The 24,064-nt window shown below is 34.9% G+C and carries 26 protein-coding genes; 11 read left to right on the top strand and 15 right to left on the bottom strand.

Features of this window, described 5'->3' with window-relative positions; translation table 11 throughout:
- Positions 1-18: 18 nt before the first annotated feature.
- Genes GMA17_RS07740 through GMA17_RS07730 form a run of 3 tightly spaced genes read right to left on the bottom strand, consistent with a single transcriptional unit; the run spans position 19 to position 1,839 of the window.
- Positions 19-315, bottom strand: coding sequence for a DUF721 domain-containing protein (locus GMA17_RS07740; RefSeq protein ID WP_248395038.1), 297 nt, complete (start codon positions 313-315; stop codon positions 19-21).
- Positions 315-746, bottom strand: a complete 432-nt coding sequence (locus GMA17_RS07735; RefSeq protein ID WP_248395037.1) for a hypothetical protein — start codon at positions 744-746, stop codon at positions 315-317. Before GMA17_RS07735 ends, GMA17_RS07740 begins: the two co-directional genes overlap by 1 nt.
- 13 nt (positions 747-759) lie before the next feature.
- Complete coding sequence (locus tag GMA17_RS07730) at positions 760-1,839, bottom strand: DNA replication/repair protein RecF (protein ID WP_248395036.1); 1,080 nt, start codon at positions 1,837-1,839, stop codon at positions 760-762.
- A 123-nt stretch (positions 1,840-1,962) separates the two neighbouring features.
- On the opposite strand from GMA17_RS07730, the gene GMA17_RS07725 reads away from it, so the two are divergent.
- The 7 genes from GMA17_RS07725 (at position 1,963) to GMA17_RS07695 (ending at position 8,504) form a co-directional block, all read left to right on the top strand.
- A complete protein-coding gene (locus GMA17_RS07725) occupies positions 1,963-2,736 on the top strand; it encodes a tetratricopeptide repeat protein (protein ID WP_248395035.1) in 774 nt (257 codons plus the stop codon).
- A 3-nt stretch (positions 2,737-2,739) separates the two neighbouring features.
- Positions 2,740-3,219 (top strand): 6,7-dimethyl-8-ribityllumazine synthase, encoded by a 480-nt coding sequence (ribH, locus tag GMA17_RS07720; RefSeq protein ID WP_248395034.1) that lies wholly within the window; start codon positions 2,740-2,742, stop codon positions 3,217-3,219.
- A gap of 378 nt (positions 3,220-3,597) precedes the next feature.
- Entirely contained in the window at positions 3,598-3,879 is a 282-nt protein-coding gene (locus tag GMA17_RS07715; RefSeq protein WP_248395033.1) for a riboflavin synthase subunit beta, read from the top strand.
- Positions 3,879-5,732 (top strand): DNA mismatch repair endonuclease MutL, encoded by a 1,854-nt coding sequence (gene mutL / locus GMA17_RS07710; RefSeq protein ID WP_248395032.1) that lies wholly within the window; start codon positions 3,879-3,881, stop codon positions 5,730-5,732. The genes GMA17_RS07715 and mutL overlap by 1 nt, the downstream gene beginning before the upstream one ends.
- Before the next feature lie 13 nt (positions 5,733-5,745).
- Positions 5,746-6,513 carry a rhomboid family intramembrane serine protease gene (locus GMA17_RS07705; protein ID WP_248400631.1) on the top strand — a complete coding sequence of 256 codons (768 nt, stop codon included), beginning with the start codon at positions 5,746-5,748 and terminating at the stop codon, positions 6,511-6,513.
- A gap of 1 nt (position 6,514) precedes the next feature.
- Positions 6,515-7,399, top strand: coding sequence for a rhomboid family intramembrane serine protease (locus GMA17_RS07700; RefSeq protein WP_248395031.1), 885 nt, complete (start codon positions 6,515-6,517; stop codon positions 7,397-7,399).
- 82 nt (positions 7,400-7,481) lie between these two features.
- A complete protein-coding gene (locus GMA17_RS07695) occupies positions 7,482-8,504 on the top strand; it encodes an endonuclease/exonuclease/phosphatase family protein (RefSeq protein WP_248395030.1) in 1,023 nt (340 codons plus the stop codon).
- Here GMA17_RS07695 and GMA17_RS07690 read toward each other — a convergent pair.
- The 7 genes from GMA17_RS07690 to GMA17_RS07660 form a co-directional block, all read right to left on the bottom strand.
- The gene (locus tag GMA17_RS07690) at positions 8,496-8,804 is read right to left on the bottom strand and encodes a DUF6122 family protein (RefSeq protein ID WP_248395029.1); all 309 of its coding nucleotides are present in this window, start codon (positions 8,802-8,804) and stop codon (positions 8,496-8,498) included. The two genes, GMA17_RS07695 and GMA17_RS07690, sit on opposite strands and share 9 nt — an antisense overlap.
- Complete coding sequence (locus GMA17_RS07685) at positions 8,804-9,424, bottom strand: WbqC family protein (RefSeq protein WP_248395028.1); 621 nt, start codon at positions 9,422-9,424, stop codon at positions 8,804-8,806. Before GMA17_RS07685 ends, GMA17_RS07690 begins: the two co-directional genes overlap by 1 nt.
- Before the next feature lie 62 nt (positions 9,425-9,486).
- Positions 9,487-11,082, bottom strand: coding sequence for a signal peptidase I (lepB, locus tag GMA17_RS07680; RefSeq protein ID WP_248395027.1), 1,596 nt, complete (start codon positions 11,080-11,082; stop codon positions 9,487-9,489).
- Positions 11,083-11,145: 63 nt separating this feature from the next.
- Positions 11,146-11,847, bottom strand: coding sequence for a 4-hydroxy-tetrahydrodipicolinate reductase (gene dapB / locus GMA17_RS07675; protein WP_248395026.1), 702 nt, complete (start codon positions 11,845-11,847; stop codon positions 11,146-11,148).
- A gap of 2 nt (positions 11,848-11,849) precedes the next feature.
- Positions 11,850-12,452 (bottom strand): DUF5683 domain-containing protein, encoded by a 603-nt coding sequence (locus tag GMA17_RS07670; RefSeq protein ID WP_248395025.1) that lies wholly within the window; start codon positions 12,450-12,452, stop codon positions 11,850-11,852.
- Complete coding sequence (locus GMA17_RS07665; RefSeq protein ID WP_248395024.1) at positions 12,442-13,344, bottom strand: ParB/RepB/Spo0J family partition protein; 903 nt, start codon at positions 13,342-13,344, stop codon at positions 12,442-12,444. The genes GMA17_RS07670 and GMA17_RS07665 overlap by 11 nt, the downstream gene beginning before the upstream one ends.
- Positions 13,345-13,347: 3 nt before the next feature.
- Entirely contained in the window at positions 13,348-14,112 is a 765-nt protein-coding gene (locus GMA17_RS07660) for a ParA family protein (RefSeq protein WP_248395023.1), read from the bottom strand.
- 344 nt (positions 14,113-14,456) lie between these two features.
- Between GMA17_RS07660 and nirK the strand changes: the two genes are divergently transcribed.
- The 4 genes from nirK to GMA17_RS07640 are packed head-to-tail and all read left to right on the top strand — an operon-like array spanning position 14,457 to position 18,660.
- Positions 14,457-15,839, top strand: a complete 1,383-nt coding sequence (gene nirK / locus GMA17_RS07655) for a copper-containing nitrite reductase (protein ID WP_371922434.1) — start codon at positions 14,457-14,459, stop codon at positions 15,837-15,839.
- An 8-nt stretch (positions 15,840-15,847) separates the two neighbouring features.
- The gene (locus GMA17_RS07650) at positions 15,848-16,624 is read left to right on the top strand and encodes a formylglycine-generating enzyme family protein (RefSeq protein ID WP_248395021.1); all 777 of its coding nucleotides are present in this window, start codon (positions 15,848-15,850) and stop codon (positions 16,622-16,624) included.
- Between the two features lies 1 nt (position 16,625).
- Entirely contained in the window at positions 16,626-17,342 is a 717-nt protein-coding gene (locus GMA17_RS07645; protein ID WP_248395020.1) for an SCO family protein, read from the top strand.
- Between the two features lie 52 nt (positions 17,343-17,394).
- Complete coding sequence (locus GMA17_RS07640) at positions 17,395-18,660, top strand: alginate export family protein (protein ID WP_248395019.1); 1,266 nt, start codon at positions 17,395-17,397, stop codon at positions 18,658-18,660.
- 40 nt (positions 18,661-18,700) lie between these two features.
- Here GMA17_RS07640 and GMA17_RS07635 read toward each other — a convergent pair whose 3' ends face one another.
- The 5 genes from GMA17_RS07635 to scpA form a co-directional block, all read right to left on the bottom strand.
- A complete protein-coding gene (locus GMA17_RS07635) occupies positions 18,701-19,162 on the bottom strand; it encodes a hemerythrin domain-containing protein (RefSeq protein WP_248395018.1) in 462 nt (153 codons plus the stop codon).
- The gene (locus GMA17_RS07630; RefSeq protein ID WP_248395017.1) at positions 19,143-20,345 is read right to left on the bottom strand and encodes a hypothetical protein; all 1,203 of its coding nucleotides are present in this window, start codon (positions 20,343-20,345) and stop codon (positions 19,143-19,145) included. The genes GMA17_RS07635 and GMA17_RS07630 overlap by 20 nt, the downstream gene beginning before the upstream one ends.
- 208 nt (positions 20,346-20,553) lie before the next feature.
- The gene (ric, locus tag GMA17_RS07625) at positions 20,554-21,291 is read right to left on the bottom strand and encodes an iron-sulfur cluster repair di-iron protein (RefSeq protein ID WP_248395016.1); all 738 of its coding nucleotides are present in this window, start codon (positions 21,289-21,291) and stop codon (positions 20,554-20,556) included.
- A gap of 75 nt (positions 21,292-21,366) precedes the next feature.
- Positions 21,367-21,801: an Rrf2 family transcriptional regulator gene (locus GMA17_RS07620; RefSeq protein ID WP_248395015.1), complete on the bottom strand. Its 435-nt coding sequence runs from the start codon at positions 21,799-21,801 to the stop codon at positions 21,367-21,369.
- Positions 21,802-21,912: 111 nt separating this feature from the next.
- On the bottom strand, positions 21,913-24,036 hold the full coding sequence (gene scpA, locus GMA17_RS07615; RefSeq protein WP_248395014.1) for a methylmalonyl-CoA mutase: 2,124 nt from the start codon (positions 24,034-24,036) through the stop codon (positions 21,913-21,915).
- Positions 24,037-24,064: the final 28 nt, after the last annotated feature.

The following is a 24,064-nucleotide window of genomic DNA, read 5'->3' as shown; positions in this document are numbered from 1 at the left end:
CTAACAACTAACTACCAACTAACGCAGCACCAATTCTTTAATAATGTGCTTCCCTAAATTTTCGTTAAGCATAGAAATAATTTTTTCTTTCCCGTAACTTAATTCTTCACGCAGGACACTAGAACTTAATTGCACATACAATGTGTCGCCTTTAAGTTGAATGGCTGTCGTGTAATTATTTACACCATTACCCATCATGCTTTGCCATGCATCTTGCACGTTTACCGCATTTAATCCCTGTTCTAACCGGTTGGTTTCCACAAACTCCTTAAGTGCGTCTGCAATTGTTAAGTTTTCATTATTACGTTTGGCCATTAGTCTAAATTTAAAGGTTTGTAGCGTTTATACAAAAATACGGCTTCATGCTTATTTACGACTTTTAATTGCTCTTTAGTTACTAACAAAATGGTTTCCTTCCAAGAATCAAAAGGTGTTGTATAATATACATTCAGGTTATCATTTTCAATTTTAATAATGAAGGTTTCCGCATCTTTAGAAGTTTCAAACGTCCCCATGAAATTAGGTTTCATTTTTTTTCGGACGCCTTGTAATGAATCCTCTAAACTTATAAAGTCAATTGTATCATTAAAATTATATTCTTTAATACGGCCATCTTTTAGGGTAACACGTTCAATTTCCCAATACCCTTCAAGATTTTTTAAAGACTCGTCTGGGGTTTTAGTACAACTGGAAATAACAAGCGCAGTAACGAGCAGTAAGATAAGGTTTTGACGTTTCTGTTTCATAATGAAAACGGTTCTAAAGTTTAAAAATTTCGTAAGATTGATGCACTTGCTTAACAACAGCTTCCGTCCGGTCCGCATGTGTATCGCTTATAAAAAGCTGACCAAAATTTTCATCGTCTACCAATTTAATAATCTGGGATACCCGTTGTTCGTCTAATTTATCAAAAATATCATCCAATAGCAAAATAGGATTTACCTGACTTTTGGATTTTATAAAATCGAATTGTGCCAATTTTAAAGCAATTAAAAATGATTTCTGCTGTCCTTGACTACCGAATTTTTTAATTGGATGTCCGGAAATGTTAAATATTAAATCGTCTTTATGAATACCAACACTGGTGTATTGAATGGCCTTGTCCTTATTAATAACGGTTTTTAACAAGGCCTCCAATCGGTTATCTGTTAAATCACTTTCATACACCAATTCTACGGATTCGTTGCCGCTGCTAATGGCTTCATAACGTGCCTTAAAAATAGGGATAAAGGACTCTAAAAATGCTTGACGTTTCTCATGAATTTCATGTCCGTATTGATCGAGTTGTAAATTATAAACCTCTAAAGTATCCTTATTAAAGGTATGGTTTAAGGCAAAATACTTTAAGAGCGAATTACGCTGCGCTAAAATTTTATTGTATTTTAATAAGGCATTCAGGTAGTTTTTATCGCTTTGCGAAATAACACCATCCACAAATTTCCGTCTGGTTGCACTTCCTTCAATAATTAAATCCCGATCGGCTGGCGAAATAATCACTAAAGGCAAAAATCCAATATGGTCGCTATACTTTTCATAAATTTTGCCATTTCGTTTTATAATCTTTTTCTGACCACGTTTTAAACTCACCACAATTTTTTCTGCCGTATTTTCCTTTTCATATTCACCATTTACCACAAAAAAAGCTTCGTCGTGTTTAATGTTTTGGGATGCAATAGGATTAAAGTAACTTTTCCCAAACGATAGGTGATAGATGGCATCTAATACATTCGTTTTACCCACGCCATTGTTTCCAACAAAACAGTTTATTTTCTCATTGAAAACAAAGCTGCGTTCATCAAAATTTTTATAATTCAGTACCGATAAGGATTTCAAAATCATGTAAAAAGAAACTTAAAAGGGTGTTCAGTTTAAAGGATGTGCAAATTATTGAAAAATAACAAATAAATAGGCTTTCAAATCTAAAGAAATATTATATTTTTGCACCGCATTAATTTAGAATATATGGCAACGTACAAGAAGAGAGGATATAAACCAGAAACGAAAGAAGAAAAGCAGCATGATGTTGAAGAGAACTCAACAACGGCAGAAGTTTTTAATACACTTGATGAAAGTGCTTCCAAAACTGAAGATTGGGTAATTGCCAATCAGAAATACATTTTCATTATTATAGGTTTGGTAGCCGCCGTAGTTTTAGGTTATTTAGGGTATAACGAGTTTATAGCAAAACCAAAGCAAACGGAAGCTATGAATGATATGTACCAAGCTCAAAAATATTATGACCAAGCAGTAAATGCAACGGCTGAAAAAGATTCCTTATTTAGCTTAGCCTTAAATGGAGGTGAAGGGAAATTTGGTATGTTAGATATTATTTCAGAGTATGGTGGAACACCATCTGCAAATATGGCTAACTATTACGCTGGTATGGCCTATTTAAATATGAAAGATTACAAAAATGCGGTTTCGTATTTAGGAAATTTTTCAGGAGATGACGAAATTTTGGCGCCTATGGCCAAAGGTTGTATTGGTGATGCCTTTGTGCAATTAAACCAACAAGAAGATGCTTTAGGCTATTATGAAGAAGCTGCTAAAATGCGTTCCAATGAATTTACCACACCTATGTTTTTATACAAAGCAGGTGTTATAGCATTAGATTTAGGCAAAACAGATGTTGCGCTTAAGCATTTTAAAAACATTAAAGAAAACTATCCAACGTCGACTGAAGGTGCTAATATTGACATCTTTATTGGTAAAGCAGAGGCTTTGGCAAGTAACTAATACATGGCTACAGAAAATAACAATTTATCAGAATACGATAAAGCTACAATCCCAAACGCGAAGAACTTTCGGTTTGGGATTGTTGTTTCAGAATGGAATGATACCATAACAGAAGGACTTTACAAAGGCGCCATCGACGCTTTGTTAGATAATAATGTTTCAAAAGAAAATATTATTCGTTGGAATGTTCCTGGTAGTTATGAATTAATTTTTGGTTGTAAAAAAATGCAACAACAACCGGTTGATGCTGTTATTGCCATAGGAAGTGTAATCCAAGGCGAAACCAAACATTTCGATTTTGTGTGTGAAGGTGTTGCTCAAGGAATTAAGGATCTTAACGTTTTACATAACGTCCCTGTTATTTTTTGCGTACTAACCGATAACAATATCCAACAGTCTATTGATCGTTCGGGTGGAAAACACGGAAACAAAGGAACTGAAGCGGCTATTGCTGCTATTAAAATGGCAGAATTGAACAAGTAAATAGCCTAATTTCTTAAATTTTATTTTATATATTTTAATAGACATGAGCTAGCTTCATGGACTAGCAAGCAGGATATTGTTAACAATTTTTGGCAATCTGAATGTCCTTTTTCCTTGTAAATTCAGTACTTTTGAAGTTAAAGCAACTAATTAGAAAGTACATTGGCTAAAAAAAATAAAAGCTTTAATTATAAACCAAGATTCCAAGATGTTCCTGAAAAAAATCAGCCAGATGATATTCAGACAAAATGGCAAAGTTTAAAGGGTAATAGAAAGCGAAAACGTAGTTTTCTTACCTCACCATTATTTTTGGTCTTGTTTTTGATTGCTATCTTAATAGTGATTTACATATTAAGTGGCTACGAATAATATAGAATTATGGGAGTTTTTAGTAAGCGAAAAAATAAAAAATACAGCTACACACCGCGTTATTATAAAGGTGATGAGAATCCGTACGAAATAAAACACAAGTTCGATGATTTTCGCTCAACCGTTGGAAGTAGTGGTGGTTTAAAAACAAAGATAAATACCGCTGACGATTATAAAAACAATGCTGATGAACATGCCAATAGACGTGTATTGATCATTATAGCTGTTTTAGTTTTTATATTTTTACTGATTATTGGTTTCGATTTATCCATATTCCTTCCTGAAAACTAATGGCAGACATTATTCAATTATTACCCGATCATGTAGCCAATCAAATTGCTGCAGGTGAAGTTGTTCAAAGACCAGCTTCCGTAGTAAAAGAGCTTTTGGAAAACGCCATTGATGCGCAAGCTTCAGAAATTAAACTGCTTATTAAAGATGCTGGAAAAACCCTTGTTCAAGTAATCGATAATGGTTCAGGGATGAGTGTTACCGATGCACGTTTTAGTTTTGAACGTCATGCAACCTCTAAAATTAAATCGGCTGACGATTTGTTTCAATTACATACCAAAGGATTCCGTGGCGAAGCTTTGGCAAGTATTGCCGCTATTGCCCATGTGGAATTAAAAACCAAGCAAGAAGCGGATGATGTAGGCACCCAAATAGTTATTGAGGGTAGCGAGGTAAAAGAACAAGAAGTGGTTGTAACACCAACAGGAACCTCTATTGCTGTAAAAAACCTCTTTTTTAATATTCCAGCGCGACGTAATTTTTTAAAATCGAATACGGTTGAATTGCGACATATTATTGATGAATTCCACCGGGTGTCTTTAGCGCATCCATCTATTCAGTTTTCTATGTATCATAATGGCAGCGAAACATTTCAGTTGCCTTCCAGTAATTTCAGACAACGTATTGTAAATATCTTTGGGGCAAAAACCAATGAGAAATTGGTGCCTGTAAATGAAACAACCGAAGTTTTAACCGTTTCAGGATTTGTTGGAAAACCCGAATACGCCAAGAAAACACGTGGCGAACAATTCTTTTTTGTGAATAACCGTTTTATAAAAAGTGCTTATTTAAATCACGCTATTAATTCTGCTTTTGATGGGTTACTAAAAGATGGAACGCATGCGAGTTACTTTTTAGACTTAACCGTAAATCCGCAAACTATTGATATTAATATTCATCCAACCAAAACAGAAATTAAGTTTGATGACGAACATACTTTATACGCTATTTTACGGTCGGCAGTCAAACATAGTTTAGGGCAATTTAGTATTGCGCCAGTTTTAGATTTTGATCGGGATTCCAATTTTGATACGCCTTATAATTTCGAAAATAAACAAGCAAAAACCCCTAAAATAGAAGTGGATCGTTCGTTTAATCCCTTTCAAGAAGAAACCCGATCTAAAGCATCTTTTAATACATCGTACAAAAAAGAACCAGCTGGAAGTTGGGAAGGTTTGTATGTTGGAATGGAATCTAAAGGAACCAAATCGACATCCGATTTCAACGAAATGCGTTTTGAGAGCGATGAACAAACCGGTAATATGTTTCAAGACGACTCCAGTTTAGATGTGAAACAATCTACCTATCAACTTCATAATAAATATGTAGTTAGTACTATAAAATCGGGTATGTTGGTAATTGACCAACATCGTGCGCACCAACGAATTCTATATGAAAATTTCTTAAAGCATATTACTATTAAAGAGAGTGTAAGTCAGCAATTGTTATTTCCTGTATTAGTGTTTTTATCGCAACAAGAAATGGATTGTATAAAAGAAGTACAAGAAGATTTAGAACACACTGGATTTGTATTTGCTAACTTTCATAATGATCATATTGAAATTTCAGGAGTTCCAATTAGTGTTCCGGAGAGTGAAGTCACTGTTATTTTGGAACAGCTGATTAGTGACATAGAAAACGAAGTGCCAGATACTCATTTTAGTGCAACCGATTTATTGGCAAAATCCATGGCAAAGAGTTTGGCTATTAAGAGAGGACAATCCTTATCTTTGATGGAGCAAGAGCATTTAGTGAATAGTTTATTTGCTTGTAAAGACCCTAATAGTTCACCAACAAATCAAGCAACTTTCGTTACGATAAGCGTGGATGAAATAGATAAAAAATTTATATAAGTAAAATCTTATGATGAATAATATTACCGATACGGTCAAACATTTAATTATTTTAAACGTGCTTATGTTTGTAGGTACGCTTACAGTTGGAGGAGCGGCACTGGGCGAGAATACTGTGTTCTACGATTGGTTTGCCTTACACTTTCCTAAAAATGTGGCCTTCCAGCCTTGGCAAATAATTACACATATGTTTATGCATGGCGGTTTTATGCATATTTTGTTTAATATGTTTGCGTTATGGATGTTTGGAACGGCCGTAGAACAACGTTTTGGCGCTAAAAAATTCATATTTTTCTACTTGTCAGCGGGTTTAGGCGCGGCCCTTTGTATGATTGGTTACTATTATATTACCTTTTATTCAGGACTCAGCACATTAACCGAAGCCGGTGTTAGTGAGTCTCAAATACTTGAAACATTAAATTCAGGTATGTATAATACAGGATGGCAACAAATAATGGGTGCAGCAAAAATGCAACAATTTGTAGGTGTTTTTAATAGTACCATGGTTGGTGCTTCTGGTGCTATCATGGGGGTTTTAGTGGCCTTTGGCATGTTGTATCCAGAATCTAAATTAATGTTGATTTTCCTGCCAGTCCCTATTAAAGCCAAGTATTTTATTCCGGGAATTATTGCATTAGATTTAATTTCGGCTATAACGGGACAATCCTTTTTTAGTCCTAGTAATACGGCCTATGTTGCCCACCTTGGAGGCGCTTTAACTGGGTTTTTAATTATGTGGTATTGGAAAAAAACACAATTCAACAAAAACCGTTGGGATTAGTATGACAAACTTAAATCAAGATATCCGCACAAAATTGCAGCATCTCAATGTTTTTGAAAAGCTGATAGTTGGTAATTTTGCTGTTTTTATAATCGGATTATTAGTAACGCTACTTTTCAAATTCGATTTACAGTGGTTTGAATTACCGAGTGTATTTAGCGAGTTTATAATTCAACCATGGAGCGTTATTACTTATGCGTTTGTGCATTATGATTTTTGGCATTTCTTTTTTAATATGATTTGGCTTTATTTTATTGGTGGCATGTTTAATAATATGTTCTCAAAAAAAATGGGACTAAATGTGTATTTTTTAGGTGCTATTTCAGGAGGACTTTTATTTTTATTAGGTTATAACCTGTTTCCGAGTTTGTTTCAATCGCCAACTAGATTGGTGGGCGCATCGGCAGCTGTTCGTGCATTATTGATTTTTTTATGTGCTTATATGCCCAGTATGGAGGTGCGTTTTTTCACCTTTAATTTAAAGCTGTGGTATATTGGTGCAGCCATTGTTGCTTTTGATGTTTTGGGCATCATTGCCGGCATAAATGATCCTGTTTCTGGCAATGCTGGTGGTAATTTAGCACATTTAGGTGGCGCTATTTTAGGTTATTTTTATGCGAAACAATTAGTTAAAGGTCAAGATATTGGGAAGGGGTTCGAGAAATATATGGATCAGTTTATGAGCCTATTTTCAAAATCGAAAAAATCACCCTTAAAAACCGTTTATAAAAAGAAGTCTGGTAAAGTTGCGGGTTTTTCAAAGGAGGAATTCGATCAGTTTAATAAACAGAAAAAAATAGATGTCATTCTAGATAAAATTAGTAAAAGTGGTTATGATAGTTTAACAAAAGCCGAAAAAGAGTTTTTGTTTAAAGCTGGAAAATAATATACTATTTGTAGTAAATATAAGTTATAGCAGCTTGTAGTATTGTTATTGGATTTCGGCTTGCCGTTTTCATTCAAATTATATGAAAAACTTAACGTTAATAGATAAATTTATATACCTCTTAAATGGTCTGTTAGCCTTTGTTTTGCTGTTATCGTATTTATTGCCGTTTGTACCACCTAAAACGTTTGCATTACTTTCTGTATTGAGTTTAGGCGTGCCTTTCTTGATTCTTATAAACGTGGTGTTCTTTTTATATTGGTTAATCAAACTCAAAAAACAGTTAATATTATCTGCTGTTGTGTTAGTGATCGGCTATTTTAGTTTTGGGTCTTTATATAAGTTTTCTTCCGAAGATGATAAAATTCATGACCACCAACTTAAAGTCATGAATTATAACGTGCGCTTATTTAACTTGTACGATTGGATTCCTGAAAAAGGCATAGCTGTGAAAATGGTAGATTTAATCAAACAGAAAGCACCAGATGTACTGACGATTCAAGAATATCATCCACATCCTGATATTGATTTATCAACTTTTAAATATAAATTCGAGAAATTATCAGGGAATAAAACTAAATATGGTCAGGTTATTTTATCACAATACCCCATTATTAATTCAGGATCTGTGGAATTTCCCGAGACATCAAACAACGCCATTTTTGCGGATATAGTAAAGGCCGATGATACCATTCGTATTTATAATGTCCATTTACAATCCTTAAAAATTGATGCTAATATGGATAAGCTGAAACAGGAAGATTCTGAACGCTTATTAAAACGAATAGAACAAACGTTTGAAATGCAACAACTCCAAACCGAATTGTTTTTAGAGCATAAAGCGTCGTGTCCTTATAAGGTTATTATTTCTGGCGATTTTAATAATACCGCGTTTTCATACGTTTATAAGGAGTTGAAAGGCGATTTAAACGATACGTTTAAGCAAGCAGGAAATGGTTTTGGTAGAACATACGACTTCAAGTTTTTTCCCATCCGCATCGATTTTATTTTCAGTGATCCTTCTTTTGAAATCACGGATTTTAAAACCATAGATAACAAATATTCAGATCATTATCCTATAATGGCCACCTTGAAATTACATTAAGGCGCAGTCTGCTGAATCTGCTATAATATGAATTACCAATCCAATACCAACTAATCTGGTTTTTTTCGGAATTAACAAAAGCACATACAGGCCAATTGCCCAATAGGTATGCAATGGATGAAAATTAATACTACATCTATTGGGATCAAAAATAGGCGTTGCTAATAGGTGATCTAAATCAATAATCATAGTTGCTACCATAATAAGATATGCCTTTAACCAATAGGTTCTGTAAAAGACGAATGCAACTAGTAAAGGCAGTAAAAAGTGCAGATTGTAGTGAACGAGATTTTGTAGCATTACCAGAATGGTTTTTGAGATTCTAGGTAATTTAAAGCATTCGGTCCTTCATTACATATTAAATCTAAGATACTTAAATTGTTAATGAAGCCATGTTTATCATCAAAAACTTGGGTATAGGATTCAAAATTAGGTGCTTGTTCACCTTTGGCCTTTACTAGATGCCGTAAATCGGTAAATTGAGCGGGTTTCTTTTCAAATGTAGTTGTTTGTAGGGTTTCAATTTCTAATTGTAAGCAATCGCAAATGGTTTGAAAACAGCGTCGGTTAAATTCGAGCAAATTAGAAACGGGTTCTTCAAATAAGGGCTTTAATTCATCTTCATAAAATTCGAAAAAAGGCGATGTTTTATAAGCAGATTCTAAAGATTTCCAATGGTTGCGTTGCCAATTTTCGTCATTAAAAGTCTGGACATCCACATACTGCTGCCGGTCTTTTTGGCTGTGTATTACTGGAATATTCAACAATAATTTACCATTAGCACCATAAATATAGGCTCTATTTCTATAGGTCTGTTTTTGAAAATTATCAGCCATTTCAAAGGTGACGGTTTCCGCCTGACTTATAGCGACAAAATGCGCGATGCTTGGAAAATACGTTGGATGTATAAGAATATTCATGGGTTTAGATGCTTGTTGCAAAGCTGATTACATAATGCGTTGCACAACTTTACGTTTTACAACTAACTATTAGCTTTCTTATGTTTACGCCATTTACTAAACCCAAACCACGCGGCTAATAGGACTAAAAACGGAATGAAATATGAAACTGGTTCGCCACTACCATTTACGGTTGTAAATAAACGCTCCCAACGAATTTTTTCTTTAATGCCTTGACCATTACTATTATAACTCATCCATATAAATACCGGTTTTCCAACCACATGATCGAAAGGCACAAATCCCCAAGAACGTGCGTCTAACGAGTTATGGCGGTTGTCTCCCATGAGCCAATAATAATCTTTTTGGAATGTATAGCTATTGGCCACTTCACCATTAATAAAAATCTGATTGCCTTTTACTTGTAAGGTGTTATTTTCATATTCTGTAATGGCACGTTTGTAAAGTGGTAAAACTTCTAAATTTAAGTCAATTGTTGCTCCAGCTTCAGGAATATAAAGCGGTCCAAACCAATCGTTATTCCAATTGTAATTAGCGTCATGCGGGAAAACACTTAATTCACGCTCACCTTCCTCACGCTTAAGAGGTTCAACACTCTTCACGTTTGGATGGTTTTTAAATTTCGCTAAATTTTCATCTGAAATTCCGGGGAAGTAACTCACGGAGTAGTCTTGGTTATACTGCGGGAAATCGGTTATATTATAGCGGCTAGACAATATATAATTATTGAAAGGCCCATTTTTTGTTTCTACTTTATAAGAAAATTGCAATTTAGCTCTGTCTGGCAAAGCATTTTGTTTGCCATTAATATATACATAACCATTGCGAATTTCTAAAGAATCTCCAGGGATACCAACGGCACGTTTTACGTAATTCGTTTTCTTATCAATTGGTTTGTAATAATTTCTATCAGCCGATTTATACATATTGTACAACGTATCTACTGGCCAGTTGAAAACAACAATATCATTATGTTTTATATTTTGAAAACCTGGAATTCTTAAATAGGGTAGTGATAATTTGTTTATGAATGAGGTGTTTCTGTTTTCTACATTGTCATCATATAAATATGATTTTTTATTAATAAACGGAATGGTATCATGAACCATTGGCGCAGCAACAGTAGACATGGGAACGCGCGCGCCGTAATGAAATTTACTAACAAAAAGGAAATCGCCAACCAGTAATGATTTTTCTAAAGAAGACGTTGGAATGGTATACGGTTGAATAATATAGGTGTGCACTACGGTTGCAGCTACAATTGCAAACAGAATAGAACTTACCCAATCTCCAAGAGGCGTTCGGGGATGTAAACTTCTATCTTTTACATGTTGCACATCTACAGCATAGTTTAAATAGTAATTATAAAAACCTAAAGTGAATAGCGCCAAAACGGTATCTGTCGCGGAATTTTTCCCAAAACTTCTAGCGGTTTCAACCCATACAACTGGAAACATGATGAGATTTACAATCGGTAAAAAGAGCAGGATTGTCCAATACCATGGACGGTTAATTATCTTCATTAAAATAACCGCGTTGTACACAGGAACGAAAGCCTCCCAAGCTTGTCTACCAGCTTTTATATATAATTTCCAAGTGCCTAATCCGTGAATAATTTGAATAATTAGGATAACTATGAACAATTGAATGAGTGTCATATATTTTTACTTTTGTTGTTATTGGTAGGCAACCTTCATATTTCGTTACCTGAATTGTTTGTTTTAACCTATGTTTAACACATCTTTCATGGTGTAAACACCTGTTTTATCTTGTAGCCATTCAGCGGCAATAACAGCGCCTAGTGCAAACCCTTCGCGGCTATGCGCTTCATGTTCAATAGTAATGGTATCTGTATTGCTGGTATAGGAAACGGCATGGGTTCCAGAAACATCATCAAGGCGTTTAGCTGAAATGGGTATGGTGTTTTCTTTTTTTGAAAGCAGGCTCCAATCTGAATACGAATCGTGTTCAGAAATAATAGATTCTGCTAATGTAATAGCCGTTCCACTTGGCGCATCCAGTTTTTGAGTGTGATGAATTTCTTCTAAAGAAACTTTGTAAGACTCAATTTTGGACATCATTTTGGCTAGTTGTTTATTTAATTCAAAAAAGATATTGACACCCAAACTGAAATTTGATGCATAAATAAAAGCGCCATTTTCTTCTTCGCAAAGTGCTTTGGCTTTCTTGAAATTGTCCAACCAACCGGTAGTTCCAGAAATAACTGGGACACCGTGCTTAAAACATTTTATGATATTAAAAAAAGCAGCATTGGGAACACTAAAATCGATAGCAACATCTGCTTGGGTGATATCGTAGCTATCTTCATCGTTTGTTTTTATAACAATAGTATGGCCACGTTGAATTGCTATTTTTTCAATGGTTTTACCCATTTTACCATATCCTAAAAGTGCAATTTTCATGCTTAAAATTTAAAATTAACAGTAATACCTAAATCTCCTGTATTATCAAACTCATTAATTTTATAATGAGGTGCTAGGGACAGATTATCATCCACATTGTACTGCAGTAGATGCGCATCCACATTGGCATCAATAATATTTAAGGCGTAAATAGCAATGGTAACCAAAAGCGAAATTTCTCGGTTCCTGCTCAGTGTTTTTTGTGCTTCACGCAAGCCATCATCATTAATGGTTCCGTAAAATTCATCGTCCGTAAAACCTGCCAATCGTCTTTTATAGGCATCTCTATAGCGTTGGTATTCTTTATTATTGTCTAAATAAAAATACATACCAATTCCTAATCCTGCATAAACAATAGGGATTTTCCAATATTTTTTATTGTAGGCTTGGCCTAATCCTGGTAATACAGCAGAATAAAAAGCGGCACGCGCAGGTGCTAACGGATCAATAGGATCTGAAACAATATTATTTGCTTCAACTTGTAGTTCTTCTAGTGTTTCTGTTTGGACTTCTTCCTTGTCTTCAGAGTTTTTATCTTCTTGAGCCCACGTATTACTACAAAAAGCCAAGATAATAATAAGCACTATGGCATATTTATTCAGCACGTTTTACCAATTTTAAAATACGATTAAAGTCTTCTTCTGAATGAAAAGGAATTGAAATATTACCTTTTCCATTTTTTGATACTTTAACGTTGATTTTATGACCAAAGTATTCAGAAAAATCTTTAATACCCTTTTTTACAAATTTAGGAAGTTCTTCCGGTTCTTTTGGTGTTTTTAACGTTTTATCTGATTGAAAGTCACGGACTAATGTTTCCGTATCTCGAACAGATAATTTATTGGTAATTATCTTCTCATAAATATCCAATTGGAGGCTTTGATCCTCAATGGTAATAATGGCACGACCATGACCCATGGAGATAAAACCATCTCGCATACCTGTCTGGATAATAGGATCTAATTTTAATAGACGTAAATAGTTAGCAATAGTGGATCGTTTTTTACCAACACGATCACTCATTTGCTCTTGTGTTAAATTAATTTCGTCAATTAATCGTTGGTAGGATAAAGCAATTTCAATAGGATCTAAATCTTGACGTTGAATGTTTTCAACCAAAGCCATTTCAAGCGATTCTTGATCATTTGCAATTCTAATATAGGCTGGAATGGTTTCCAAACCTATTAATTTAGAAGCTCTAAAACGACGCTCACCTGATACCAATTGAAAGGTATTAAAGTCTAATTTTCTAACCGTAATAGGTTGAATAACGCCTAACTCTTTAATAGAGGAGGCTAATTCACGCAGGGTTTCTTCGTTAAAATTAGTACGTGGTTGAAATGGGTTAATATCAATTGCGTCAATATCTAATTCTACAATATTGCCAATAACTTGGTCTGCATTTTTATCCTGACTTGTTTTTATATCGTTTGAAGGATCTTTTAGCAATGCCGATAATCCTCTACCTAAAGCCTGTTTTTTCGTTGCCTTCGCCATGTTTTAGGAGTTTTTATTAATAATTTCTTTTGCCAAACTTAAGTAATTTGTGGCACCTTTACTTGCCGCATCATAGTTTATAATGCTTTCACCATAACTTGGTGCTTCACTTAAACGGACATTTCGTTGAATAATGGTTTGGAACACCATGTCATTAAAATGTTTTTGAACTTCTTCAACCACTTGGTTTGATAAGCGCAGGCGTGAGTCATACATTGTTAACAGTAAACCTTCAATATCCAATTCAGGATTATGAATTTTTTGCACACTTTTAATCGTATTCAATAGTTTACCAAGTCCTTCTAAGGCAAAATATTCACATTGAATAGGAATAATTACGGCGTGCGCCGCTGTTAAAGCATTTAAAGTTAGAAGGCCTAAAGATGGTGCGCAATCTATTAATATAAAGTCGTAGTCATCAACAATGTCTCCTAATGCTTTTTTAAGCATATATTCACGTTCGTCCTTATCTACTAGTTCAATTTCAATAGCAACAAGATCTATATGTGCTGGAATAATATCCAGGTTCGGCGTATCGGTTTTGACAATGGCTTCTCTAGCACTATTAGAATGCTCAAGAAGTTGGTAGGTTCCAGTCTCGACAGTTTCAACATCAATACCCAATCCAGACGTTGCGTTAGCTTGTGGATCAGCATCTATAAGGAGTACTTTTTTTTCAAGTACGCCTAGGGAAGCAGCTAAATTAATAGAGGTTGTTGTTTTACCAACACCACCTTTTTGATTAGCTATAGCTATTATTTTACCCATTAATTGATTTGGTTTAATTACGCGTAAAAATACAATTATTTGTGGGTTTAGAAAATGGAAGTTGTTAACAAACGTTTAAACAGGCGACCTTTTTTTTAATAGGACTGGTTTTAATTGGTTTAGCTTGTTTTTTTAATATTTTTAACTTAAAATTAAGGAAACTGACAAATATCATAAAACAAACTTGATATGATGATTACATTTGTTCTTTAATTAGGATAAAAACATCCGAATTAATTTTTAAACACTAATCAATATTTAAAATTATGAAAACAAAGAAATTTATGAAACCCGTTTACCCAATGATGGTATTGTTTGCTTTGGCTGTATTTTTTACAGGTTGTATGGAAGAAAAACAAGCAAGCTATGAAAATGCTGAAGATATTCCAGTTAATCAAGAAATGATGGCAGAATTAACGGCGCCACCTCACGTTCCAACACCTATTGGGAGAAGAAAAGCGAAAAAGCTTAAAGTGAATATGGAAATTCTTGAGCAAGAAGGCGAAATGACTGATGGTGTAAGATATAACTATTGGACTTTTGGAGGCTCTGTGCCAGGAAGTTTTATTAGAACCCGAGTAGGTGATGAAGTGGAGTTTACCTTATCGAATCACCCAGACAACAAATTACCGCATAACATCGATTTACATGCCGTTACTGGACCAGGCGGAGGCGCAGAGTCTTCATTCGTGGCACCAGGATTTGAAAAAACGTTTTCTTTTAAAACGTTAAATCCAGGCTTGTTTGTTTATCATTGTGCAACAGCACCGGTTGGAATGCACATTGCAAATGGTATGTATGGTTTAATTTTGGTTGAGCCTGAAGGCGGTTTGCCACCAGTTGATAAAGAGTATTATATCATGCAAGGTGACTTCTATACTAAAGGAAAAAATGGTGAACGAGGATTGCAACCTTTCGATATGCAAAAAGCGGTTGATGAAAATGCCGATTATGTTGTGTTTAACGGTAGTGTTGATGGTTTAACTGGCGATAATGCCATTACAGCTCAAGTAGGGGAAACTGTAAGACTTTATGTTGGTAATGGTGGACCAAACCTAGTATCATCCTTCCATGTTATTGGCGAGATATTTGACAAAGTATATGTAGAAGGAGGCGACTTGATTAATGAAAACATACAAACCACGCTTATTCCTGCTGGTGGAGCTGCTATTGTTGAGTTCCGTGTGGATGTTCCTGGATCACTTGTTTTAGTAGATCACTCTATTTTTAGAGCTTTTAATAAAGGCGCTTTAGGAATTCTAAATGTTGAAGGTGAAGAAAATGAGAAAATCTATTCTGGCGAAACATATGAAGGTATTTACCATCCAGAGGGTCCTGGAATTCAAAGTATGCCTACAACCGATGAAATTGTAGAATCTGAAATTCCAGCAAAATCATTTGAGGAGCAAATGGAATTTGGTAAACAAGTATACATGCAAACATGTTTTGCTTGTCACCAAGGCGAAGGTCAAGGTATTCCTAATGCTTTTCCGCCATTGGCAAAATCAGATTACTTAAATGCTGATGTAAATCGTGCAATTAGTGCTGTAGTTAATGGCTTAAGTGGAGAGATAACTGTTAACGGAAACACTTATAATAGTGTTATGACGAGACAGATGATTTCTTCAGAAGAGGTTGCTAATGTCTTAACTTATGTTTATAATAGCTGGGGGAACAACAAACAAGTTGTTACAACAGAAATGGTTAATAAAGTAAAAAATAAATAATTTAAAATATGAAAACCAGAGTCTTTAGCTTGTTTTTAATGTGTTTAGTATTTCAATCTATTATGTTTGGACAAGCTAAAGATATGGTTCTTATAGAAGGAAGCCGCTACTTACCGTTGTATGGTCGTGACTCAACAGTTGTTGCTGTCAAAGATTTTAAAATGGACATGTATCCTGTTAGTATTAAAGACTATGAAACGTTTTTAAAAGAGAATCCAAAATGGCGAAAGTCGCAAGTAAAAGGCTTATTTGCAGATAAAAGCTACTTGTCTAATTGGGAGTCAGATTTAAAAATGAATGATTTTGTTAATCCCAACAGCCCAATTACCAATGTATCCTGGTTCGCCGCGAAAGCCTATTGCGAATGTCAAGACAAACGATTACCAACTGTAGATGAATGGGAATATGCTGCTATGGCAGACGAAACCACCAAAGACGCCCGCGTTAAACCCGAATATAATGCACGGATTTTAGCTTGGTATGAAGAACCTCGTAAGGAGTATATTATTGGAGAAAGTCCAAAAAATGTTTGGGGCGTTTATGATTTACATGGTTTGGTTTGGGAGTGGACGCTAGATTTTAATTCGGTATTAATTACCGGAGAATCTAGAAAAGATACAGACACCGATAGCAATTTGTTTTGCGGTAGTGCTTCCATAAATGCAACGGATTTAATGAATTATGCCGCTTTTATGCGTTATGCTATTCGCGGAAGCTTACAAGCAAAGAATTCCATGAAAAACCTAGGTTTTCGTTGTGTAAAAGATGTTGAAAAATTAAAATAAAATGAAAACACTAAAATATATAGTTGTTGTTTTGCTAACGGTTGTAGCATTTCAAAGTTGTAATTCTGATAAGAAAAATACAGGTCAACTTTCTGGGGTTTATCAATGTCCGATGCAATGTGAAGGAGATAAAACTTATGAAAAAAACGTGGGTTGTCCTATTTGTAAAATGGACTTACAATTAGTTGAAGAAAAAGTTTCAAAAACGGAAGCTTTTGGAGAGATTTCTGATGAATCAATTTTTAACCTGACCAGTAAATGGAACACGGAAGAAGGTACCGAAATTCAGCTTGAAGATTTAAAAGGAAAAACCTTGGTCATGGTCATGATTTACACATCCTGTAAAGCGGCTTGTCCCAGACTTGTAGCAGATATGCGAAATATTGAAGCGCAAATCCCGAAAGAAAGTTTAAACGATCTTCAGTTTATATTGGTCAGTATAGACCCTACAGTAGATACACCAGAGCGTTTAAAAGATTTTGCAATAGAAAATGCTATGGATGATGAACATTGGACATTTTTACAAGGTTCAGAAAGTGGTGTAAGAGAATTTGCCAATGTATTATCTGTAAAGTATAAAGAAATTTCACCTATAGATTTTTCGCACTCCAATATCATTTCGGTATTTAATGCGCAAGGCGAATTAATGCATCAGCAAGAAGGTTTAGGCGTGGACAATAAAGAAACTATAGCAACTATTTTAGAATTAACATCCTAATATAAAGGTCTTCACGCATGCAAACTGGCATGCATAGTAAAATAATAATCTTATGAGAAAACTATTAATTATCATGCTCCTCGGAGTTATGAGCCAGCCCCTTTTTGCCCAAAATTTTGAGATTTCGGCAGAATTGAGACCACGCTTAGAATATCGTAATGGATATAAAACGTTGACAGTAGATTCATTAGATGCTGCTTCATTCGTATCCCAACGTACCCGATTAAATTTGGGATATGGAAGTGAAAAAATTAATATGTATTTAAGCATTCAAGATGTTCGTGTTTGGGGCGATGTTCCTACCTTGAATACGGCAGATAATAATGGAACAAGCATTCATGAAGCTTGGGCAGAATTACTGTTTACGCCTGAATTTTCATTAAAACTTGGGCGTCAAGAAATTTCTTATGACGATCAACGGATTTTTGGAGCCGTAGGTTGGGCACAACAAGCAAGAAGTCATGATGCTTTATTAGCTATTTATAAACCTAATACCAATAATCATTTTGAATTGGGTTTAGCACTAAATGCTAGTTCTGAAAGTCTTTTTGAAACCAATTACGCCTTAAACAATTACAAATCTTTACAATATATTTGGTATCATACACAGTTATCACCTGTTAATTTAAGTTTTTTAGCACTTAATAATGGATTGGCTTTCATAAAAAATGGGCAGGAAGAAGTAGATTACAACCAAACATTTGGTGCGTATGCTAAACTAGCTAAAAGTCCATTTAACGCGGATGCATCCCTATATTTTCAGACCGGAAAAATTGCTGACCAACCGGTTCAAGCTTATAATCTATCCTTTAATGGATCTTATACTTTTAAAAACGGTTTAAAACCGGGGTTAGGTGTAGAATATCTTTCAGGAACGGATATGGATGCTACAAATTCTGATAGTAACTCCTTTAATCCTTGGTATGGAACAAATCATAAATTTAATGGATGGATGGATTATTTTTACGTAGGAAATCACATCAATTCGGTGGGATTGGTTGATGTTTACGCCAATATAACCTATACTAAAAACAAGTTTTCCGTTTCTGTTATTCCGCACATGTTTTCGTCTGCGGCAACCGTAACCAATTCTTTAAATGAAGATATGGATGCTTATCTAGGAACAGAAATAGATTTAGCATTAACTTATAAATGGACTAAAGATGTGAGTTTTCAAGCAGGATATTCGCAAATGTTTGCAACAGACACTATGGCCGTTTTAAAAGGCGGAAATGCCAATGCTACAACTAATTGGGCTTGGGCTATGATTACCATAAAACCTAGTTTATTTAAAACAAGTTTTAAGAGTAACGAATAGCTGCACTATGTTCGGAAACTAGTTTTTGTTGCCTATTCGTTTATTTCCAAAATTCATCAGTTATGTTATCTTCAAAAGATTCTGGCTGGTGGATTTTTGCTATATGCTGCAGTTGTTCTTCGGTTGCAACCTTTTGTATTTCAGGGAATAAGATACGCTCTTCAAAACGAATGTGTTGCTCTAATTCTTCTTCAATTTTACTCAACGATTTGTCTAAACTGGAATCTTCCGCAAATAAGCGTTTTAATCGTCTATGATCTGCCAGTGCTTTTTTTACCAACTCATTTTGAGAATCTAGAATGGAAAAAATTTCAGCTTCTTCTAATTCAAAATGTGGTATTAAATGATTTTCAAAAAACCAATCCGCATATGTTTTCATGCGTTCTACAGACACGTTTTTGCTGAAACCTGACCTGATTTTCCAGGATAGTAATAAACCGTGATGATGCTCACGACTTAATGGTTGTAATGCTTTATGACGTTTAAGTGGTTTGGGTTCCATAATATTTTTGTTTAAGATAACTTATTAGAATAAGCGTAATACTAACAGGTAAAAGGATACTTACTACAAATAAAATGCTGTAATAGTTTGGCAAAAGTCCAATTCCTAAAAAGTAGAAAGCGCCTTGAATAAATAAAATAGCTTCCGTTAAAATAAAGCCCAGTAAAAATAAGGATAAGCCAACGGAAATAAAACGACTTGGCAAGATAGTTTTAGATTGTAATAAAAATGCAAATAAAAAACCGCTAATAACACCAAGCATGGTTAGGTGAATAAAGCCAATAATAAAATTGTGATGTTCAAATAATTCAGAAGAAAACTGCGGTATTATAGACAGGGTTTGTAAGCTGGTTTTAATGATAAAACAACCTAAAGAAAACTGATACATACGTATGACTAGCATAGATGTTTCGGCCTTAAACGTTTGAAATTTATGTTTTATAATTTTTATGAAATAGTAGAGTGAAACTAGTTGTAAAAGGATGCCTAACCCATTAACCCAGTAGAGTAGTGGGTGACTGGCAAACCATTGTATAGGTAAGGCAAAGGTTAAAATGGTAGCTAAAACAAGGTATTTAAAAAATACTTTGGCGCTTTCTGATGGTTGAATTTTTAACTGATGACAGGCAATAGCCAAAACAGCTAATAGAAACCAACCATTAAATTGAAAGTTTAAAAAGAACTGAATAGCTATTTGATAAAAGGCTGATGCTTGTCCCAATAAACCCACAGCTGGACCTAAACACCAAACGCCAATGGTTGAAATAACCATAAAAAGTAAGGAAGCCTTAACTAATTGTTTTACTAGGCTATTTTTTATTTGTAAATCGTTCCAAATCCGATACACAAAGTAATAGCTACAAAAAATATGTAGAGTTGAAAAGCTTATAGAAATGGCAGCGTAACCTTGAATGGGAAAACTGATCATCATACCAATTACCGCAATTTGGGTTAACCAAAAAAGTTTAGAATAAACGGATTTTTGTTCTGGCACAAAATAGTGCACGATAAAGCAATAAAGCACTAAATAAGCCCAACCTAACATGGCAACATGAGAGTGGGCATGCGTAAGAAATCTATAATTGATTGCTATGGGATTCACGTAAAAATAACGCAACATCAAACCCATAAGTGCTGCTATTAAAAAATTAAATAGACAGGTGATAACCAGATTTTTTGGCATGCATTAAGACGTTAGAATAAATAAAAAAAACACTTCTCTTGTTGAAACCATAACTTACAATAAATATTCCCTCTAAAAAAATACTTATTTATAAAATAGACAAGAGAAGTGTATCAGTAAACAAACTATTAATTACTAAACTTTTTAGTAAACTGGAAGTTAAAAAGATATTAACTTCCAGTTATTGAAAATAACAATTGCTATTAATTTACTCTTGGAAAAAGCGCTGCTCTAATTTGGCGGCTTCAGGGAATAAAATGTTATTTTCTAAATGTATGTGTAGGTGTAAGTCTTTCTCAAATTCGTCCAGCATAGCATAGGTAACTTTATAGGTGTTACAAGCATCTGCAGGTGGTGTATAATTGTTAGTGATAAGCGCAATTTTTCTAAAGCGTTCGCCTTCGTTTTCATGTTCTTCCATCATCATAGCAATTGGATTTTCCACAGTTCCAAAGTGCGGCGCTTCTATTGCTTGACCGTCTAAAGTTGCTTTCACCATTTTTTTAATGAATGGAAAAAGTATTAACTCTTCTTTTTTCATGTGTGCAGCTAGTTCGCCAGCACAACCAGTAAAGAGTTCATTAATTTTAAACAATTCCGGATGATTACCACCATGCACTTTACATAATTTATCTAAAAACTGGCGCAATACGGGAATTTTTTCTTCCACATATCTATGATGTGTTTTTTCAATATAATCTGCAAGTAAATCTAAAGGCCAGGATTTGTAATCAATGGCGTTATTACCTTTGGATTCTAAAATAGCATCCAGTTTACTTAAAAGTTCATCTGGATTTACGCCATTTTTATTACAAACTTCCTCAACAGTTCTGTGTCCTTTGCAGCAAAAATCTATCCCGTAGTTACTAAATACGGCAGCTGTTCTAAAATCATCGGCTACATATTCGCCAATTGGTTTGCTCATGTTTTTATGTAATGTTTCCATAATGCTTTACTTTATTTCGGATAAATATATCCTATTTATAATTAAATTTTTTTTACTCGTACTTATTTATGGTGTCTAAATTTTTAAAAAGGAAGCACCAGACTTGACGCCTAAAGCTAATTCTTCCAAATTTGTTGTTTCTAGCATGACTTTCAAATCATTTCGGATATCTTTAAATTTATCATGTACAGGACAGGGATGACTTTCATCGCAAGTGTGCAGGCCTAAACCGCAACCGTTATATATAGTATCGCCATCAATGGCACGTACAATTTCTTCTAATTTAATACTCGAAATTTGCGATTTTACAATTTCAAAACCACCATGAGCACCTTTTACGGAGTTAATGATGTTATGTCTAGCTAAATCTTGTAAAATTTTTGCTGTAAATGCTTCGGGTGAAGCAATTTCTTTAGCAATCGCTTTTAAACTTACCCGTTGTTCTTGGTGGGAGTTTAAAGCAATAAATATGGAGGCTTTGATGCCGTATTCACAAGCTTTAGAAAACATAGTTTTATTTTATGGGACAAATATAAAACATATTTTTAATTCAGACAAATTTATCCGAATTAAAATTTATATTTTCTAAATTGAATATCAGTATAAGTTTGTAGTCATTAATTAATCAATCAATATGTCCAAAATTTGTATGGCTGCGTCACTAATTTTTGTTCCGGGACCAAAAACGGCAACCGCACCAGCATCAAATAAATATTGATAATCTTGTTTGGGAATGACACCACCAACAATAACCATAATGTCTTCGCGGCCGTAGGCTTTAAGTGCATCAATAACTTGAGGCACCAAAGTTTTATGACCAGCAGCTAAAGATGACACGCCTAATACGTGTACATCATTTTCAACAGCCTGTTTGGCTGCTTCTTGAGGTGTTTGAAAAAGTGGGCCAATATCCACGTCAAAACCAACATCCGCATAACCTGTGGCAACTACTTTTGCGCCACGATCATGACCATCTTGACCCATTTTGGCAATCATAATTCGCGGACGTCTGCCATCTTGTTCAGCAAAGGCATCTGCCAATGCTTTGGCTTTTTTGAAAGATTCGTCATCTTTAATTTCTTTACTATACACGCCAGAAAAGGATTTAATTTGTGCTTTATATCGTCCGAAGGCAACTTCTAATGCATCACTAATTTCTCCTAGTGTAGCACGTTCTCGAGCCGCTTCAACGGCTAAAGCTAATAAATTATCTTGATTTGATTTTGCCGCGGTCGTTAAATTGGCTAATGCTTGTTTCACTTTACTAGCATCTCTGGTTGCCTTAATTTTATTTAAACGTTCAATTTGTGATGTTCTAACCGTTTGATTGTCTACTTCCAGCGTGGTAATTGGTGCCTCTTCAGCTAACCTATACTGATTAACACCTACAATAATATCTTGATTGGAATCTATTCGTGCCTGTTTTCTAGCCGCAGCTTCTTCTATACGAAGTTTTGGTATTCCAGCTTCAATGGCCTTGGTCATACCGCCTAATTCTTCAACTTCTTCAATAAGTTCCCAAGCTTTTTCGGCAATATCATGAGTTAATTTTTCTACATAATAACTCCCAGCCCATGGGTCAACTGTTTTCGTTATTTGTGTTTCTTCTTGTAAATAAATTTGTGTGTTTCTGGCAATTCGTGCGGAAAAATCAGTTGGCAAGGCAATAGCTTCATCTAAAGCGTTTGTATGTAAACTTTGTGTGCCTCCAAAAGCAGCTGCTGCCGCTTCAATGGTCGTTCGCGCAACATTATTAAACGGATCTTGTTCTGTTAAACTCCAACCGGAAGTCTGACAATGGGTTCGTAACGCAAGTGATTTTTCATTTTTAGGATTGAATGGTTTTATCAGTTTCGCCCAAAGCATTCGAGCGGCACGCATTTTTGCGATTTCCATAAAATGGTTCATGCCAATGGCCCAGAAAAATGATAAACGAGGCGCAAACGTATCAATATCCATCCCTGCGGCTATGCCTTTTTTAACGTATTCCAATCCGTCGGCTAGGGTGTAAGCCAATTCAATATCGCAGGTGGCACCAGCCTCTTGCATATGATAACCCGAAATACTGATGCTGTTAAACTTCGGCATGTTTTTACTGGTATATTCAAAAATATCTGAAATGATTTTCATGGAAGGTGTTGGCGGATAAATATAGGTGTTACGCACCATAAATTCCTTTAAAATATCATTTTGAATTGTTCCTGCTAAAAGCTCGGGTTTTACACCTTGTTCTTCAGCCGCTACAATATAAAAAGCCATTATTGGTAAAACAGCGCCATTCATGGTCATGGAAACACTCATTTTATCTAATGGAATGTCATCGAAAAGAATTTTCATATCCTCTACGGAATCAATGGCTACACCAGCTTTACCAACATCGCCAACCACACGATTATGATCCGAGTCATAACCACGATGTGTTGCTAAATCGAATGCAACCGATAAGCCTTTCTGTCCGGCAGCTAGATTTCGTCTGTAAAACGCATTACTATCTTCCGCTGTTGAAAAACCTGCATATTGCCTTATAGTCCAAGGCCTTCTAACATACATCGTGCTATAAGGACCTCGAAGATTTGGTGTAATACCTGCAGCAAAATTGAGATGCTCTAAATTAGCTACATCCGCTTTGGAATAAACAGATTTTATAGCAATATCTTCAGCAGAATTAAAGGTGTCAAACGCTTCATTTCTTGCTTGAGATTCTGTTGATTTTAATTGAATATGTTGAATGTTTTTCCGACTCATAATAATGGGTTATTTAACTGATGCGTTA

The sequence above is a fragment of the Bizionia sp. M204 genome (assembly GCF_023205095.1).
GTDB classification, from domain to species: Bacteria; Bacteroidota; Bacteroidia; order Flavobacteriales; family Flavobacteriaceae; genus Algorimicrobium; species Algorimicrobium hallyeonense.
This window is presented reverse-complemented; position numbering and strand designations above follow the sequence as displayed.

Bases quoted from the DNA above. Each gene is read 5' to 3' on its own strand.
- GMA17_RS07660 (WP_248395023.1), bottom strand. From the start codon at position 14,112: ATGGGTAAAATAATAGCTATAGCTAATCAAAAAGGTGGTGTTGGTAAA.
- GMA17_RS07630 (WP_248395017.1), bottom strand. From the start codon at position 20,345: ATGCCAAAAAATCTGGTTATCACCTGTCTATTTAATTTTTTAATAGCA.
- GMA17_RS07640 (WP_248395019.1), top strand. From the start codon at position 17,395: ATGAGAAAACTATTAATTATCATGCTCCTCGGAGTTATGAGCCAGCCC.
- GMA17_RS07725 (WP_248395035.1), top strand. From the start codon at position 1,963: ATGGCAACGTACAAGAAGAGAGGATATAAACCAGAAACGAAAGAAGAA.
- GMA17_RS07665 (WP_248395024.1), bottom strand. From the start codon at position 13,344: ATGGCGAAGGCAACGAAAAAACAGGCTTTAGGTAGAGGATTATCGGCA.
- nirK (WP_371922434.1), top strand. From the start codon at position 14,457: ATGGAAGAAAAACAAGCAAGCTATGAAAATGCTGAAGATATTCCAGTT.
- dapB (WP_248395026.1), bottom strand. From the start codon at position 11,847: ATGAAAATTGCACTTTTAGGATATGGTAAAATGGGTAAAACCATTGAA.
- scpA (WP_248395014.1), bottom strand. From the start codon at position 24,036: ATGAGTCGGAAAAACATTCAACATATTCAATTAAAATCAACAGAATCT.
- ribH (WP_248395034.1), top strand. From the start codon at position 2,740: ATGGCTACAGAAAATAACAATTTATCAGAATACGATAAAGCTACAATC.
- GMA17_RS07740 (WP_248395038.1), bottom strand. From the start codon at position 315: ATGGCCAAACGTAATAATGAAAACTTAACAATTGCAGACGCACTTAAG.
- lepB (WP_248395027.1), bottom strand. From the start codon at position 11,082: ATGACACTCATTCAATTGTTCATAGTTATCCTAATTATTCAAATTATT.
- mutL (WP_248395032.1), top strand. From the start codon at position 3,879: ATGGCAGACATTATTCAATTATTACCCGATCATGTAGCCAATCAAATT.
- GMA17_RS07730 (WP_248395036.1), bottom strand. From the start codon at position 1,839: ATGATTTTGAAATCCTTATCGGTACTGAATTATAAAAATTTTGATGAA.
- GMA17_RS07690 (WP_248395029.1), bottom strand. From the start codon at position 8,804: ATGCTACAAAATCTCGTTCACTACAATCTGCACTTTTTACTGCCTTTA.
- GMA17_RS07705 (WP_248400631.1), top strand. From the start codon at position 5,746: ATGAATAATATTACCGATACGGTCAAACATTTAATTATTTTAAACGTG.
- GMA17_RS07715 (WP_248395033.1), top strand. From the start codon at position 3,598: ATGGGAGTTTTTAGTAAGCGAAAAAATAAAAAATACAGCTACACACCG.
- ric (WP_248395016.1), bottom strand. From the start codon at position 21,291: ATGGAAACATTACATAAAAACATGAGCAAACCAATTGGCGAATATGTA.
- GMA17_RS07650 (WP_248395021.1), top strand. From the start codon at position 15,848: ATGAAAACCAGAGTCTTTAGCTTGTTTTTAATGTGTTTAGTATTTCAA.
- GMA17_RS07685 (WP_248395028.1), bottom strand. From the start codon at position 9,424: ATGAATATTCTTATACATCCAACGTATTTTCCAAGCATCGCGCATTTT.
- GMA17_RS07700 (WP_248395031.1), top strand. From the start codon at position 6,515: ATGACAAACTTAAATCAAGATATCCGCACAAAATTGCAGCATCTCAAT.
- GMA17_RS07645 (WP_248395020.1), top strand. From the start codon at position 16,626: ATGAAAACACTAAAATATATAGTTGTTGTTTTGCTAACGGTTGTAGCA.
- GMA17_RS07735 (WP_248395037.1), bottom strand. From the start codon at position 746: ATGAAACAGAAACGTCAAAACCTTATCTTACTGCTCGTTACTGCGCTT.
- GMA17_RS07620 (WP_248395015.1), bottom strand. From the start codon at position 21,801: ATGTTTTCTAAAGCTTGTGAATACGGCATCAAAGCCTCCATATTTATT.
- GMA17_RS07635 (WP_248395018.1), bottom strand. From the start codon at position 19,162: ATGGAACCCAAACCACTTAAACGTCATAAAGCATTACAACCATTAAGT.
- GMA17_RS07695 (WP_248395030.1), top strand. From the start codon at position 7,482: ATGAAAAACTTAACGTTAATAGATAAATTTATATACCTCTTAAATGGT.